This is a genomic window from Lutibacter oricola, from assembly GCF_900106565.1.
Classification (GTDB): Bacteria; Bacteroidota; Bacteroidia; order Flavobacteriales; family Flavobacteriaceae; genus Lutibacter; species Lutibacter oricola.
Window position 1 is genome coordinate 249,836 of the sequence record NZ_FNNJ01000004.1, and the last position, 16,598, is coordinate 266,433.

Here is a 16,598-nt window from a genome sequence, read left to right on the forward strand (position 1 = left end):
ACTCAATGCTAATTAAAAGTTAACAAGCTTATTTATTGTACATTAAATTAGCTTTATTTCAAAAAAAAATCATTTTAAACGGATAGCTTAAAATGATTTTTAATAATTCTATTTGTAAAAAGTTTATTCTAAATGTTTTTGTGCTTTGTATGATGACCTAACTAAAGCACTACTTTCTACGTGTCTAAAACCTAGTTTTAAACCAATTTCTTCATATTTTTTAAATTGTTCTGGAGTAATAAATTCTTGAACTGGTAAGTGTTTTTTACTTGGTTGTAAATATTGCCCAATGGTTAATATATCTACTTTGGCATTAGCTAAATCTTGCATAGTTTCAATCACTTCTGCTTCAGTTTCTCCTAAACCAAGCATAATACCAGATTTTGTTCTACGTTGCCCTTGGTCTTTCATATATTTTAAAACCTCTAAACTTCTATCGTATTTAGCTTGTATACGAACCTCTCTGGTTAAACGTCTTACAGTTTCTAAATTATGCGAAATAACTTCGGGAGCAACAGCTAAAATTCGATCTATATTAGTTGTATTTCCTTGAAAATCTGGAATTAACGTTTCTAAAGTGGTATTCGGATTTGCTCTTCGAATAGCATTTATTGTTTCAGCCCAAATAATAGAACCACCATCTTTAATATCATCTCTATCTACCGATGTTATTACAGCGTGTTTAATATTCATTAATTTAATAGAGCGAGCAACTTTTTCTGGTTCTTCCCAATCTACACTTTCTGGCCTTCCTGTTTTAACACCGCAAAAACCACAAGAACGTGTGCAAATGTTACCTAAAATCATAAAGGTAGCAGTACCTTCAGTCCAGCATTCACCCATATTTGGGCAGCTTCCGCTTGTACAAATTGTATTTAATTTATATTTATCAACCACGTTACGCAATTCGGTGTATTTTTTACCAACAGGTAATTTTACACGAAGCCATTTTGGTTTTTTTATAGTTGTATCTGACATAAGTATCTAAAAAATTGATTGCAAAAATACAAAGTTTTTATAAACTAAGTAAAAACCAAATGTTAAACCCAATTAAAAATGCAATTCCAACGCCGCTTAAAATTTTTAAAGCTGTGTTTGGTTGGTGTTGCTTAGGTGTGTGCTTACCAGTAATTAGTAGGTAGTTGCATATACCATAAAACGGTGTTGTTATAAAAGAAAGTATGGTTGCAATTTTAATTAACGAGGCCATATTAGACATAAAAAACAATAAAATACAACACGTTCCAATAGCTAAGAACGAAATCCAAAACCAATACATGTTTTTATAAGGTTTATCGGTAAGCAACTCAAATGCTTTGGTCATTGCTCTTGGTGAAGCATCTAAAGTTGTTATGGTGGTGCTAAACATTGTTGTAAATGCTGCTGCACCAATAAAAATAAATAATTCTTCGCCTAAATTTTTAGTGTATAATAAAATTAATTGTTGCGAAAACTTACCAGCACTATCACTAAAGGTTTCTCCAGAACCAAACATTACAAATGCACCTAAACCTATAAAGCAAGTACCTAGTATAAGTGTTGTGGCGTAGCCAATATTAAAATCGAATATTGCTTGTTTTGTGTTGAAGTTGGTTTTGTTGTTTTTATGCTTTTCAATACACCATAAAGATTGCCAAATGGAAACATCTAGCGGGGCAGGCATCCAGCCTAAAAAAGCAATTAAAAAGCTAATTTCTAGAGTGCCGCTTGGTAAAATTTGCTTAAAATTAGTTATTGAATGCGAGCTGTTTGCGGCTATTATTACTGAAATTATAGTACTTATAGTTAATAAAACAATAATTACTTTTATTAAGTTATCTAATAATTTATATTTTCCAATAATTAATAAGGCAACGCATATAATTGTAATAGCAATTCCCCAAATTATTGGGTTTGTTGAAATTCCAAAAAGATTAGCAGCTAAGCCAGCTGTTACAATAGTTACTGCAGCCTGAATGGTAAACATAGTTGCAATATTTAATATAAAATAAATAGCGAGTACGCCTTTTCCTAATTTTTTGTAGCCATCGAGTAGGCTTTCTCCTGTTGCTGTAGCGTAACGAGGTCCAAACTGAAAAAATGGATATTTTATAATATGAATAAGAACAAGCGCCCAAATTAATCCAAAACCAAAGTCTGCACCTGCTCTAGTGGATTGTACTAAGTGAGAAACCCCAATTGCTGCACCTGCGAATAATAAACCAGGACCAAGCTTTTTTATGAAGTTTAACTTTTGCGAAAACAATTTTTTAAGATTTAGTAATAATTTCTGCGAGTAATTTTTTTGCTCTTAATAATTTTACTTTAATATTACTCATTGGTTCGTTTAAATGGCTAGCCATTTCTTTATAGCTCATTTCGTTAAAATATCTAAGGTTGATAATTTCTTGATAATGAGGTTTTAATTGCTTTATATAGTTAAGTAGTTGCACTAAATTTTGCTCAATAATTAATTGATCTTCTGCAGAAGGAGATTCATCAAAAATTTTATAAGCTTCCGATTCTTTTTTATTTATTGAAATTACTTCGGTACGTTGTTTTCTAATATGATCTAAAAAAATATTTTTAGAAATTGAAATAAGCCAGGTTTTAAAATTGTATTTGTCGTTGTAGAGATGAATTTTATCAAAAGCCTTTGAGAACGTTTTAATAGTAATATCTTCAGCTTCATCTTCATCGTCGGTTTTAGAAAATTGAAACCTAAAAACATCGCTCCAATACGTATTAAGTAAGGCGTTAAAAGCTTTTTGGTCTTTGCTACGAGCTTTTTTAATAAGCTCATCAATATCTACATTTTTATTTACCAATGTGTGGGTTTTGAAATACGATTTTTGATAAAGATAAACATTTGAATGAGAATCAAAAATAATTCGAAAATAGGAGTAAAAACAATTAGATCTTTTTCGTTCAATTTTTTTGCTGAAAAACCTATTATTAAATACTGGGCAATAAATCTAATTGTTATTAATAGCGCTACAAGTTGCCAATTGTATAATAAGCTAACTAGTAAAATTGCCAATAGCCAAAATAAAAATTGTGAGCTGTAAAATAAGCCTAATAAAAATTGATGCTTTTTTTTGTAATGTTCAGCCGTTGAAACGTGTCTTCTTTTTTGTTGAATCCAACTAGTAATTTTTTTTTTAGGAGTAGAAGAGGTGAAGCTATTTTCAGAAAAACAAATAGCTGTATTTTTTTTGGTAGCAGCTTCATTAACAAATAAATCGTCATCGCCAGATTTTATTTTCATGTGGTTTACAAATCCGTTGGTGCTAAAAAACAGAGATTTTGTATACGCAATATTTCTGCCAACTCCCATATAAGGTATTCCAATTTTAGCATAGCTAAAATATTGAATTGCTGTAAGTAAAGTTTCAAAACGGATTAACTTATTAAGAATTGAATTGGAAATTTTTTGGTAAGATCCATACCCTAAAACTAATTGTTTTTCATCTGAAAAATTAGCAGTCATTTCGCTAATCCAATTTACGTTAATTGGTTTGCAATCGGCATCGGTAAATAATAAATGTTCGTTTGATGTAGCTTTAATTCCTAAAGTAAGCGCATACTTTTTGCTACCCCAAAATTGTTCGTTAGGTTGTACGTTTACTATTTTGGTTGAAATATTGGTGCGTTTTTTAAAGACTTCAAAAATAGCTAAAGTAGCATCAGTAGAGCAGTCATTAACTAAAACTAATTCAAAATTAGAGTATACTTGCTCCTCGAGAAGAATTAGTAGGTTCTCTAAATTTTTTTCTTCGTTTTTAGCGCAAACAATAACAGATATAGGTAATGTGCTCTCTTTTTGTGAGTTTACTTTTTTTCGAAAAGCAAATTGAGAGAATATAAATAAGTAATAAAGTATTTGAATACTACAAATACATATAAATGCACCAAGTAAATAGGGGAGCATGCTTATCTATTTTCGCACTGGTCTGCAGTTTTACCGCAGTAACCACAAGGTTCTCCTTCTTTATTTAAGTGTGGGTTTTGGCTAGCGCAAGTTCCAGCAAACTTACCATCTTTTTTAGCCCAAATTTTAATTGCAATTCCTGCAACACCTAATCCTAGTAGTGCAAGAGTAATAAGTACTAACTTCATTTTAAATATAATTAGACTGCAAATATACTTAATTCTCTTAATAGAAGTGTTAAGTATAATATTTTTGTTAAAAATGAGGATAATTTAAAATATTTGTTAAATATTTAGATAAAAGCTATGCGCACATAGGTTTTATGGTAAAATAACATAGTATTTTGATAAATTATTATTATATTTGTTAAAGTTGATGTTTCATAAATATATAGCATAGTAAAACCATCTATAACTTTTAAAGAATAATTGATTGAATTGAATTCGAAACGTCAACAACACTACTAACAAAGAAAGACTCGCTATAAGCGAGTCTTTCGGGTTTTGAGCATATAATTAAGGTTAACTAATTATCCCTTTTTAATCAATTCTTCTTGTACATTGTTAGGTACTAAATCGAAATTAGCGAATTTAGTACTAAAACTACCTCTACCTTGAGTTATAGATCGCAATGTAGTTGAGTATTTATACATTTCAGCTAAAGGAGTTTTAGCTTTGATGGTTTGATATTTTCCATCGCTATCCATTCCTAAAATTATTGAGCGTCTAGATTGTAAATCAGTCATTACATTCCCCATTAATTCTTCAGGAACTTTAATGTTTAATTCGTTAATTGGTTCTAGTAGTTTAGGTTTAGCTTGTAAAAAGGCATCTTTAAATGCGTGAGCTGCAGCAATTTTAAACGATATATCGTTAGAATCTACAGAGTGCATTTTACCATCAAACACCATAACTCTAATGTCTCTAGCATAAGAACCAGTTAAAGGTCCTTCTTCCATTACTTCTAAACATCCTTTTAGTACAGAAGGTAAATAACGTGTATCTATAACACCACCAACAATGCAGTTGTAGAAAACAAGTTTTCCACCCCAATCTAATTCAACTTCTTCTTTTCCTCTAATATTAAATCCTTCTGGTTCTGGCATTCCTTCAAACCAAGGTTCAATTTTTAAATGTACTTCACCAAATTGTCCAGATCCACCAGATTGTTTTTTGTGTTTATAACTGGTTGTAGCAGAACGTTGAATTGTTTCTCTGTAAGCTATTCTTGGTTGAGTAAAAGTAGCTTTAATGCCATATTGGTTTTTTAGAGTCCAATCTATAGTTGCTAAATGCAATTCACCTTGGCAAGAAAGTATTTGTTGTTTAAGCTCTTTAGAGTATTTTATTATTATTGTAGGGTCTTGACTATGAAGTTTTTTTAATGCTTCATTTAATTTTTCTTCATCGTTTTTATCTTCGGCATTTATACATTTACTAATTCTAGGTTCTGGATAAAGAATTGGTTTTATAGTAATATTCGAGTCTTTTTCTCTTAATGTATCGTTAGTTTCGGTATATTTTAATTTTAAGGTAGCACCAATATCACCGGCTGTTAATTTTTCTACAGGCTCACGGTTTTTACCATCCATGATATAAAGTTGATTTAAAATTTCAACTTCTTGGTTTCTAGAGTTCTCTAATTTATCGTTTTGTTTTATTTCTCCAGACTTTACTTTAAAAAAGCTAATTTGACCCAAATTTGGCTCGTACAATGTTTTAAAAATAAATAGAGAAGTTGGTGCATCTGCTTTACATTCAATAGAGGCTCCTTCAACACTTTGTTCGGGTTTTAAATCTGCAGCACTTGGGGCAACATTATCAATAAAGCCCATTAAACGTCCACTACCCATATCATTTAATGCTGAAATACAAAAAACAGGGAACATTTCATGATTTAACATTCCTTTTTTAATTCCTTCACGCATTTCGTCTTCATTTAAAAAACCTTTATCAAAATAAAGCTCCATTAAATCTTCATCATTTTCAGCCGCTTTTTCAACTAATTCATTGTGCAATTTATTTGCTAAGTCAATTTGATCCGAAGGAATTTCGTGTTTTTCAGGTCTACCACCTTCAGGGCCAAACTTGTACATTTTCATTTTAAGTACATCAATAATACATTGTGCACCTCTATCTATAATTGGGTATTGAATTTTAACTGCATTTCTACCAACTAAATCAATAATACTTTTAAAGCTTTCGTCAAAATCTGCATTTGGACTATCTATTTGATTGATAACAAACAATGTTGGTTTAGAAAAGCGATCTACGTAATTCCAAATAATCTCAGTACCAACTTCTACACCGTGTTGTGCGTTAATAACGGTAACAATCGAATCTGCAACGCGCATTGTTGAAGCAATTTCGCCTATAAAATCATCTAATCCTGGTGTGTCGAGTATATTTATTTTGTAATTGCGCCATTCGGTATGAAGGGGAGTGGCAAATATGGAAGTTTCTCTTTCGTGTTCAATCTCGTGGTAATCTGCAACAGTGTTTTTGTTTTCTACGCTACCACGGCGTTTGACTAATCCAGCTTCAAAGAGCATTGTTTCTGCAAGGGTGGTTTTACCACTTTTATGTGCACCTACAAAAGCAACATTTTTAATGTGTTTGTCATCGTATATTTTCATATTTCAATAATTTTAGGTGAATTCTACTATAAAGTTACAAAGATTAATAGATAAAAATATGACGAATGTTAGCTTTTTAATTTGGCTAGTTTATTTTTTTAAAACAACCATAGAAAACGTTTGAAATAAGGTGTTTTTGTATTTTGTTGAGCGATTGATTTTACAAGTGTTTACAGTGTTTTAAGGTCGTTTTTAAAAAGCACAAATAAAAAATTACAATTCATCCTTAAAAAATTACAGTTCAGTTATTTTTAATTTTTAGGCTGCTTTTTTTGAAAGACTTTTGAATCATCAAAAAACAAGTATTAATTAAAAATTTAAATTATGCAAAAAATTATTTTAACTATCACGCTTTTCTTTACACTACTAGTTATGGGGCAAGTACCTTCAAATTCTAAATTAGTAGAAGGACAAACTATTAAAGTAACTGTAACAAATGCTTTAAGTGATAAAGGAACCATTAACTTTGGATTGCATTCTAACAAAACTTTTATGAAGGCAGAAGCAATTAAAGCAAAATCTTCGAAGGTTGTAAACGGAATATCTACAGTGATTTTTGAAAATGTACCTGCTGGTGAATATGCTATTATATGTTTTCACGATGAAAATGAAAATGGAAGAATGGATTTTGAAGTAAACGGAATGCCAAAAGAAAATTATGGAACTTCTAATAACCCTATGAGTTTTGGTCCTCCACAATTTGAACCTTCAAAATTTGAAGTGAAAAATGAAGAGCTTTTTTTAGAAATTAAATTTTAAATTGCAGTCATAAATTTATAAACACATTAAATAAATACATGAAAACAGATATTAAATATATAGTTAAAGTATCATTAATTGTTGGGCTTGGTATTTTTTTAATTGAGCGTTTGTTATCTCCTAGTGGATTTACAATTGGAATAATGGAGTTGTTAAAAGTGCTTGGTGTTCATTTAATGTATGCTTTTGTATTAACAATAATCAACGCTTATTTTTATGAGTTTATAGGTAGAAAGTATACTTGGGAAGGAGCTTCAAAAAAACGTTTAATTTATGGGGCTTTAGGTTCAATAGCATTAACAATGGTTGGTTTAGCAGTGTTACGATTTATAACAATTGTTATAATTAATAACCAGCCAATTGATATGTTTTTAAACGATAAGTATGCGAGTAATTATTATGTATTTGGTTTAGTAATTACACTAATAGTAAGTTTAATTTTTCATACAATTTTCTTTTATAAAGCTTTAACAGAAAAGAAAGTTAAAGAGCAGCAAATAGTTGCTAAAACAGAAACAGCTAAATACGAGAGTTTAAAAAGTCAAATAGATCCACATTTTTTATTTAATAGCTTAAATGTACTAACATCTTTAATTGGAGAAAATCCAAAGCAGGCAGAAAAGTTTACTACAAAATTGTCTAAAGTTTACCGCTATGTTTTAGAACAAAAAAGTAAAGATTTAATTCAGTTAGATGAAGAATTACAATTTGCAAAATTGTATATGGAATTACTAAAAATGCGTTTTGAGAATGCTGTTATATTCGAAATACCAGATAATGCTAGTAGTCCAGATTTAAAAGTGGTTCCGTTATCTCTTCAATTACTATTGGAAAACGCAATAAAACACAATGCAGTTTCAGAAGAAAATCCATTAAAAGTGGTCATAACGGAAAGAGATGGTTATTTAATTATAACCAATAACTTTAATCCTAAAACAACGCTGGAAAAAGGAACTAAAGTAGGATTAAAAAATATAATTGATCGTTACGGATTAATTACATTAAAAAAAGTATTTATCGATAAAACAACGCAAGATTTTACGGTTAAAATACCATTATTAACACAACAAACAAAAACAATGAGAACATCAGAAAATATAGAAAATAATAGATATTTAAGAGCTGTAGAGCAGGTAGAGGAAATAAAAGGATTTTATAGTAGCTTAATTGCATACTTTATAGTTATTCCAATTTTTATGTATATAAATTTAAATTATGTACCACAATTTCACTGGTTTTGGTTTCCAATGCTAGGTTGGGGAATAGGAATGATTTTTCAAGGATTTAAAGCCTTTAGTTACAATCCCATTCTAGGAAAAGGTTGGGAAGAACGTAAAATTAAAGAATTTATGGATACTGATAATAAACAGTATTGGGAGTAAGGGCACATATTTAAGCTAAAATATTATAAAAAAACAAGCTAAAGGCTAATTACCAAAGGCGCAAAACATAAAAAATGAAAACAGATTTTACAGAAGAACAAAAATATATAAGAGCAAAAAAGAAAGTTGATGAAATTAAAGGGTTTTATTGGAATCTATTATCGTATTGCTTAGTAATTCCATTCTTAATTTTTATAAACTTAAAAACCTCTCCAGGATATCAATGGTTTTGGTGGCCAATGTTAGGTTGGGGTATTGGAATGGTGTTCCACGCCTATGGTGTTTTTGGAAAAAATATTCTTTTTGGAAGCGACTGGGAGGAAAGAAAAATAAAAGAGTTAATGGATAAAGATAGGTTTAATTAAAAGTGAAAAATAAATAAAATGATGCTGTTGAAATTACTGCAAAGGCAGGAATCTATAAATAAAAAACATAAATTTTTAAATACAACAATTTCTTTCATTTTAACTAACAACTAAAAATAAAAAAATGGAAAATAATAATTTAGACAATCAAAAATATATTAGAGCACAAAAAAGAGTAAAAGCAATCAAAGGATTTTACGTTCATTTATTTGTTTACTTAGGCGTAAATGCATTTATAATTTTAGCAAGAATAATTTCTGGAGAAGGTGTAGGGGTATTGTTGGATTGGAGTTCATACGGAACTATGTTTTTCTGGGGAATTGGAATTGCATTTCACGCATTTGGAGTATTTGGAATGGATTTTATTCTAGGTAAAAACTGGGAAGATAAAAAGATTAAGGAGTTAATGGATAAAGATAAAAAAAAGTATTGGGAATAATAAGGTTTAAAACTTTAGTTATAATTTTACCAACAACCAACAACCAACAACTAAATGAAAGTAATAATTATTGAAGACGAAAAGCCTGCAGCGCGAAGATTAGGAAGAATGCTTAATGAACTAAGTATAGAGCCAATAGCAACTTTGCATTCGGTTGAAGAATCTGTAAATTGGTTTCATAACAATGAACATCCAGATTTACTATTTCTAGATATTCAATTATCCGATGGCTTATCGTTTGAAATTTTTGATGAAATAGAAGTAGATAGTGCCATTATTTTTACAACAGCCTATGATGAATATGCTTTAAAAGCCTTTAAATTAAATAGTGTAGATTATTTATTAAAACCAATAGATGCTGATGAGTTAGAAGTGGCTATTGATAAGTTTAAAAAAATACAATTTGCTGAAACAACAAAAGTGTTTGATCTTCAACAATTAAAAAATATAATGCGGCCTACGCAGCATAGTTTCAAAAAAAGATTTACAGTAAAAATTGGGCAGCATTTAAAAATGATTTCAATAGAAAATATAGAGTGTTTTTATAGCGAAAATAAAGCAACAAATATATATACTACCGAAAATAGAAATTATTTAATAGACAATACTTTAGATGAGTTGGAGCAATTACTAGATCCAGAAGTATTTTATAGAGTAAGCCGCAAATACTATGTAAATATAAACGCAATTAAAGATATTGTTTCGTATACAAATAGTCGCTTAAAATTAATTCTTAATTCTTATAAAGAAGATGAAATTATTGTTAGCAGAGAGCGTGTAAAAGATTTTAAAGCTTGGATTGATTGAGTTTAGTTGTAAAGTTTCTGAATTTTATGGGTAGTAATCAACTTTTCTTACATTATTACTAGGTTCTTTTAAAACTGAAGCAATCTTAATTGTTTCATATAGAGGTTGCTTCACTACATTCGCAATAACGTTCTTTTTTGTTATAACAAGGTTTTCCTTTAAATGGAATCGAAAAGCAGATTAGATACCTTTTAACTATTAAACAAATCGCCGAATTAACCATTTCACCATAAATCCACAAAATCAGCCAATTAACATTGTTATTTCAAATTGTTTTTACTAAATTTGCACTCCTTTTTACGAGAACAGATTTAAAAAGGAATTAGAAATCATTTTTTATAAATAATCTCTTTGCATTATTATCGTTTAAAAATCTGAATAATAATAAGATACAAATTTTAATCATCAGCAATATGTCTGAAGAAACAAAAAAAACTGAAGAGCAAGTAGAAGCTACTGAAGTACAACAAACTGAAGCAACTCCGCAAGAAGTTGTTGAAAAAGTAAATCCTGAAGAATTTTTAGCAAACTTTGACTGGCACAAATACGAAGAAGGTATTGAAGCAGTTGACGAAGAAAACTTAAAAGCTTTTGAAGCAGCCTTAGAAGGTACATTAGGTTTAGTAAACGAGCGTGAAGTTATCGAAGGTACTGTGGTTAGAAAAACTGACCGTGAAGCAATTATCGATATCAATTCAAAATCTGAAGGTGTTATCTCATTAAACGAATTTCGTTACAATCCTAACTTAGCTGTTGGAGATACTGTAGAAGTTTTAGTAGATAAAAGAGAAGATAGTACAGGTCAATTAGTATTATCTCACAAAAAAGCAAGAGTTATTAAAGCTTGGGATCGTGTTAATAATGCACACGAAACAGGTGAAGTAGTTAACGGTTTTGTTAAGTGTAGAACTCGTGGAGGTATGATTGTAGATGTTTTCGGAATTGAAGCATTCTTACCAGGTTCTCAAATTGATGTAAAACCAATTAGAGACTACGATCAATACGTAGAGAAAACAATGGAATTCAAAGTTGTTAAAATCAACCAAGAATTTAAAAACGTTGTGGTATCTCATAAAGCTCTTATTGAAGCTGATATTGAAATCCAGAAAAAAGAAATTATTGGTAAATTAGAAAAAGGACAAGTATTAGAAGGTGTTGTTAAAAACATTACTTCTTACGGTGTATTTGTTGATTTAGGTGGTGTAGACGGATTAGTTCACATTACAGATTTATCATGGTCTAGAATTAACCACCCAAGTGAGGTAGTTGAATTAGATCAAGTATTAAACGTTGTAATCCTTGATTTTGATGATGAGAAAACAAGAATTCAATTAGGATTAAAACAATTAAACGCTCACCCATGGGAAGCTTTAGACGATACTATTAAAGTTGGAGATAAAGTAAAAGGTAAGGTAGTTGTAATCGCTGATTACGGTGCATTTATCGAAGTAGCTCAAGGAGTTGAAGGTTTAATCCACGTTTCTGAAATGTCTTGGTCAACACACTTAAGATCTGCACAAGATTTTGTAAAAGTTGGTGACGAGGTTGAAGCACAAGTTTTAACTTTAGATAGAGAAGAGCGTAAAATGTCATTAGGTATTAAACAATTACACCCAGATCCTTGGACTGATATTGTTGCTAAATACCCAGTTGGTTCTACACATACAGGAACTGTACGTAACTACACTAACTTTGGTGTGTTTGTAGAGTTAGAAGAAGGAATTGACGGATTAGTTTATATCTCAGACTTATCTTGGACTAAGAAAATTAAGCACCCATCAGACTTTGTTGCTGTAGGTGATAAATTAGCTGTTCAAGTGTTAGAATTAGATGTAGATGGTCGTAAATTAAACTTAGGACACAAACAAACTACTGAAAACCCTTGGGATAAGCACGAAGAAACTTATGCTATCGACTCTATACACGAAGGTGTTGTTAAAGAGAAAAGCGATAAAGGTTTAGTAGTAACTTTAGCTGAAGGTATCGAAGCATTCGTACCAAGCCGTTTCACAACTAAAGAAGATGGAACTAAAATAGCTAAAGGTGAAACTGAAAAATTCAAAGTTATAGAATTTAACAAAGAATTTAGACGTATCGTTGCTTCTCACACTTCAATATTCAAAGCTCAAGAAGAAAAGAATATTAGAACTGCACAGAAGAAAGCGGATAGCGCTGAAAAAACTACTTTAGGAGACTTAGGTGGAGATTTAGCTGCTTTAAAGAAAAAAATGGAAGGGAAATAAGATTTTATTTTCATAAACATATTTTAAAAGCTGTATCATTTGATACAGCTTTTTTTTTCGTCATTATAGTAAATACATATATATTTGTAACGCTTAAAAAAAACTAAAACAATGTCATTAATAAAATCAATATCAGGAATAAGAGGAACTATTGGAGGTAAAGTAAACGACAATTTAACTCCTATTGATGCTGTAAAATTTGCAGCAGCTTACGGAACTTGGTTAAAAGAGAATTCAACAAAAGCTAATTTAACTGTTGTAGTAGGTAGAGATGCTCGTATTTCGGGTAAAATGGTAAGTAGTTTAGTATGTAATACCTTAGTAGGTTTAGGAATCAATGTTATTGATTTAGGTTTATCAACTACGCCAACTGTTGAGGTAGCTGTACCTTTAAAAAATGCAGATGGTGGTATTATTTTAACAGCAAGTCACAATCCAAAACAATGGAATGCTTTAAAGTTGTTAAATGAAAAAGGAGAGTTTTTAAATGGAGAAAATGGAAGTGATGTATTAAAAATTGCTGAAGATGAAAGTTATGTTTTTTCTGAAGTTGATGATTTGGGTACTTATAGTAAGTTACCGGGTTATATGGATACTCATATAGAAGAGGTTTTAAAACTAAAATTGGTAGATGCGGAAGCTATTAAAAAAGCAAATTTTAAAGTTGTTGTAGATGCAGTTAATTCAACAGGAGGTATTGTAATACCAGCTTTGCTAGATAAATTAGGTGTTGAATGTGTAAAATTATATTGCGAACCGAACGGACAGTTTCCACATAACCCAGAACCTTTAAAAGAGCATTTAACCGATATTTCTGAATTAGTGGTTAAAGAAAACGCAGATTTAGGAATTGTAGTAGATCCAGATGTAGATAGATTAGCATTAGTTTGTGAAGATGGGTCTATGTTTGGTGAAGAATACACATTAGTAGCTTGTGCAGATTATGTGTTGAGTAAAACACCTGGTAATACGGTTTCAAACTTATCTTCTTCAAGAGCGTTAAGAGATGTTACTGAAAAACACGGAGGTACTTACCAAGCAAGTGCAGTTGGAGAAGTAAATGTGGTAAATTTAATGAAAGATAACCAAGCAGTTATTGGAGGTGAAGGTAATGGTGGTATTATTTATCCAGACTCACATTACGGTAGAGATTCGTTGGTTGGTGTTGCTTTATTTTTAACGCATTTAGCAAACTTAAAAGTAAGTTGTAAAACGCTAAGAGAAAGCTATCCAAGCTATTTTATGAGTAAAAATAAAATTACATTAACAGAAGAAATTAATGTAGATGAAATTCTTGAAAAAATGGCTGTTAAATATGCTGCTGAAGATGTAACAACTATAGATGGTGTAAAAGTAGATTTCGAAACGGAATGGGTGCATTTACGTAAATCAAATACAGAGCCTATTATTAGAATTTATAGCGAAAGTACTTCACAAGAAAATGCAGATGCTTTGGCAGAAAGAATTATAGAAGAAATAAAAGAAATTACAAAGTAGAATATAATGAGAATTAAAGTATTAGTATGTGTAACGCTATTAGCATCTATTTCTATGTTTTCACAAGATAAAACAGTAGACGCGAATAAGGTTAATTATAATGATGCCGGAAGTAATAAAGGTAAAATGTTTGCGCATTGGGGTTGGAATAGAGGTCATTTTTCAAACTCAGATATTACGTTTAAAGGAGAAGATTATAACTTCACTATAAAAGATGTAGTGAGTGATGATAAACCAAAACCATTTGGAATTTATTATTTTAAACCAGATGAAATTACCATACCTCAAACAAATTTTAGAATAGGATATTTTTTTAAAGAAAACTATACCGTTGCTTTAGGAGTTGACCATATGAAATATGTAATGCGTAACAATCAAAATGTTACTTATAGTGGAAATTTACCTGCAGGAAGTGAAATATTTACATCAACAGGAAATACCGTTCTTTTACATAAAGATTTTTTAACCTTTGAGCATACCGATGGGTTAAATTATGTAAATGTTGAAGTAAGTCGTTTTGATAATTTAGATAACTGGCTAAAATTCCCAATTAAAAACATAGATATAAACTTAACAGAAGGAGTAGGAGTTGGACTGCTATATCCAAAAACCAATACAAAGTTATTAGGTAAAGAGCGTTACGATGATTTTCATGTATCTGGATACGGAATTTCAGCTCACGTAGGCTTGAATGTTACCTTTTTTAAACACTTTTTTATTCAATCTAATATGAAGGTGGGCTATATTAATATGAATGATATTAGAACAACAGAATCTACTAAAGATTCAGCCTCGCAACATTTTACATTTTTCGAAAATATGTATGTGTTTGGAGCAAGATTTAGGTTGTTTAAATAAACAACATTTTATATAAAACTAAAAAGCGTTCAATAATTATTGAACGCTTTTTTTTATGTGTAATATGGGTGTTTGGTGTTTGGTGTTTGGTGTTTGGTTGCTGGTTGTTGGTCATTTCGACTCCGCTCAATGGAAAAGAACAAAAACAAACTAATTAGTAAAACTTATAGTGGATTCCTGCCTGCGTAGGAATGACAGTAGCACTGTTGAAGCGTGAGATTCTTCAGTTCCGCTGCGCTGCATTCAGAATGACATTAAAAAAGAGAAGAGCGTCCTATGAAATTTTCAGTAGAAAATACATCCGAAGAAAAAGAAACAGGCGGTGGTGTTTGAGCGCAGCGAGTTCAGCGCATGTCTTTTTTAAGGAGCTGTATTTTAATGAAAATATCATCAGACTAGATTTTTGGTTCTTTTCATCAATGGAAAAGAATAAAAGCAAACTAATTAGTAAAACTTAAAATGGATTCCTGCCTACGCAGGAATGACATACTAGTATTGTTGAAACGTGAGATTCTTCGCTTCCGCTACGCTGCTCTCAGAATGACAAGTAGAGGTTATCATTTCGACTCCGCTCAATGACCTAAAAAAGAGAAGAGCGTCCTATGAAATTTTTAGTAGAAAATACATCCGAAGAAAAAGAAACAGGCGGTGGTGTTTGGTTATTGGTTGCTGGTCATTTCGATTCCGCTCAATGACCACGTTTATCTACTCAACTGGAACAGAGCTTTTTTTTACAATTGAAGCGTGAGATTCTTCGCTTCCGCTGCGCTGCTCTCAGAATGACAAGTAGAGGTTATCATTTCGACTCCGCTCAATGACCACGTTTGTCTACTCAACTGGAACAGAGCATTTTTTTACAATTGAAGCGTGAGATTCTTCAGTTCCACTGCGTTGCATTCAGAATGACAATAAAAAAAGAAAACCGTCCTATGAAATTTTCAGTAGAAAATACATCCGAAGAAAAAGAAACAGGCGGTGGTGTTTGAGCGCAGCGAGTTCAGCGCATGTCTTTTTTAAGGAGCTGTATTTTAATGAAAATATCATCAGACTAGATTTTTGGTTCTTTTCATCAATGGAAAAGAACAAAAGTATACTTCTTAGTAAAACTTAAAATAGATTCCTACCTGTGCAGGAATGACATACTAGTATTGTTGAAACGTGAGATTCTTCAATTCCGCTTCGCTGCTCTAAGAATGACAAGTAGAGGTTATCATTTCGACTCCGCTCAATGACCTAAAAAAGAGAAGAGCGTCCTATGAAATTTTCAGTAGAAAATACATTTGAAGAAAAAGAAACAGGCGGTGGTGTTTGAGCGCAGCGAGTTCAGCGCATGTCTTTTTTAAGGAGCTGTATTTTAATGAAAATATCATCAGACTAGATTTTTGGTTCTTTTCATCAATGGAAAAGAATAAAAGCAAACTAATTAGTAAAACTCATAATGGATTCCTGCCTGCGCAGGAATGACATACTAGTATTGTTGAAACGTGAGATTCTTCGCTTCCGCTGCGCTACTCTCAGAATGATAAGTAGAGACTATCATTTCGACTCCGCTCAATGACCTAAAAAAGAGAAGAGCGTCCTATGAAATTTTCAGTAGAAAATACATTTGAAGAAAAAGAAACAGGCGGTGGTGTTTGGTGTTTGGTTGTTGGTTGTTGGTGTTTGGTTGCTGGTCATTTCGACTCCGCTCAATGACCTAAAAA

At 31.1% G+C, this 16,598-nt stretch carries 14 protein-coding genes; 8 read left to right on the plus strand and 6 right to left on the minus strand.

Annotated features, from left to right (window positions below; all coding sequences use genetic code 11):
• Positions 1–123: 123 nt before the first annotated feature.
• The 6 genes from lipA to BLU40_RS10350 all read right to left on the minus strand — a co-directional run bounded on the left by lipA (position 124) and on the right by BLU40_RS10350 (position 6,545).
• Positions 124–978, minus strand: a complete 855-nt coding sequence (gene lipA, locus BLU40_RS10325) for a lipoyl synthase (RefSeq protein WP_090123083.1) — start codon at positions 976–978, stop codon at positions 124–126.
• 37 nt (positions 979–1,015) lie between these two features.
• Positions 1,016–2,245 carry an Nramp family divalent metal transporter gene (locus tag BLU40_RS10330; RefSeq protein WP_090123085.1) on the minus strand — a complete coding sequence of 410 codons (1,230 nt, stop codon included), beginning with the start codon at positions 2,243–2,245 and terminating at the stop codon, positions 1,016–1,018.
• Between the two features lie 4 nt (positions 2,246–2,249).
• Positions 2,250–2,807 carry an RNA polymerase sigma factor gene (locus tag BLU40_RS10335; protein WP_175454771.1) on the minus strand — a complete coding sequence of 186 codons (558 nt, stop codon included), beginning with the start codon at positions 2,805–2,807 and terminating at the stop codon, positions 2,250–2,252.
• A complete protein-coding gene (locus BLU40_RS10340; RefSeq protein WP_090123091.1) occupies positions 2,801–3,910 on the minus strand; it encodes a glycosyltransferase in 1,110 nt (369 codons plus the stop codon). The genes BLU40_RS10335 and BLU40_RS10340 overlap by 7 nt, the downstream gene beginning before the upstream one ends.
• 2 nt (positions 3,911–3,912) lie before the next feature.
• Positions 3,913–4,098 (minus strand): membrane or secreted protein, encoded by a 186-nt coding sequence (locus tag BLU40_RS10345; protein ID WP_090123093.1) that lies wholly within the window; start codon positions 4,096–4,098, stop codon positions 3,913–3,915.
• A 341-nt stretch (positions 4,099–4,439) separates the two neighbouring features.
• On the minus strand, positions 4,440–6,545 hold the full coding sequence (locus BLU40_RS10350) for an elongation factor G (protein WP_090123095.1): 2,106 nt from the start codon (positions 6,543–6,545) through the stop codon (positions 4,440–4,442).
• 324 nt (positions 6,546–6,869) lie between these two features.
• Here BLU40_RS10350 and BLU40_RS10355 point away from each other — a divergent pair, with 324 nt between their 5' ends.
• The 8 genes from BLU40_RS10355 to BLU40_RS10390 all read left to right on the plus strand — a co-directional run bounded on the left by BLU40_RS10355 (position 6,870) and on the right by BLU40_RS10390 (position 14,895).
• The gene (locus BLU40_RS10355) at positions 6,870–7,304 is read left to right on the plus strand and encodes a DUF2141 domain-containing protein (RefSeq protein WP_090123097.1); all 435 of its coding nucleotides are present in this window, start codon (positions 6,870–6,872) and stop codon (positions 7,302–7,304) included.
• A gap of 38 nt (positions 7,305–7,342) precedes the next feature.
• Complete coding sequence (locus BLU40_RS10360) at positions 7,343–8,686, plus strand: 2TM domain-containing protein (RefSeq protein ID WP_090123098.1); 1,344 nt, start codon at positions 7,343–7,345, stop codon at positions 8,684–8,686.
• Positions 8,687–8,760: 74 nt separating this feature from the next.
• Positions 8,761–9,051: a 2TM domain-containing protein gene (locus BLU40_RS10365; RefSeq protein WP_090123100.1), complete on the plus strand. Its 291-nt coding sequence runs from the start codon at positions 8,761–8,763 to the stop codon at positions 9,049–9,051.
• A gap of 124 nt (positions 9,052–9,175) precedes the next feature.
• Positions 9,176–9,490, plus strand: a complete 315-nt coding sequence (locus tag BLU40_RS10370; RefSeq protein WP_090123102.1) for a 2TM domain-containing protein — start codon at positions 9,176–9,178, stop codon at positions 9,488–9,490.
• A 54-nt stretch (positions 9,491–9,544) separates the two neighbouring features.
• On the plus strand, positions 9,545–10,297 hold the full coding sequence (locus BLU40_RS10375; RefSeq protein WP_090123104.1) for a LytR/AlgR family response regulator transcription factor: 753 nt from the start codon (positions 9,545–9,547) through the stop codon (positions 10,295–10,297).
• A 413-nt stretch (positions 10,298–10,710) separates the two neighbouring features.
• Positions 10,711–12,540, plus strand: a complete 1,830-nt coding sequence (gene rpsA / locus BLU40_RS10380; protein ID WP_090123106.1) for a 30S ribosomal protein S1 — start codon at positions 10,711–10,713, stop codon at positions 12,538–12,540.
• A 111-nt stretch (positions 12,541–12,651) separates the two neighbouring features.
• On the plus strand, positions 12,652–14,037 hold the full coding sequence (glmM, locus tag BLU40_RS10385; RefSeq protein ID WP_090123107.1) for a phosphoglucosamine mutase: 1,386 nt from the start codon (positions 12,652–12,654) through the stop codon (positions 14,035–14,037).
• 6 nt (positions 14,038–14,043) lie between these two features.
• Positions 14,044–14,895 carry a hypothetical protein gene (locus BLU40_RS10390; protein ID WP_175454772.1) on the plus strand — a complete coding sequence of 284 codons (852 nt, stop codon included), beginning with the start codon at positions 14,044–14,046 and terminating at the stop codon, positions 14,893–14,895.
• Positions 14,896–16,598: the final 1,703 nt, after the last annotated feature.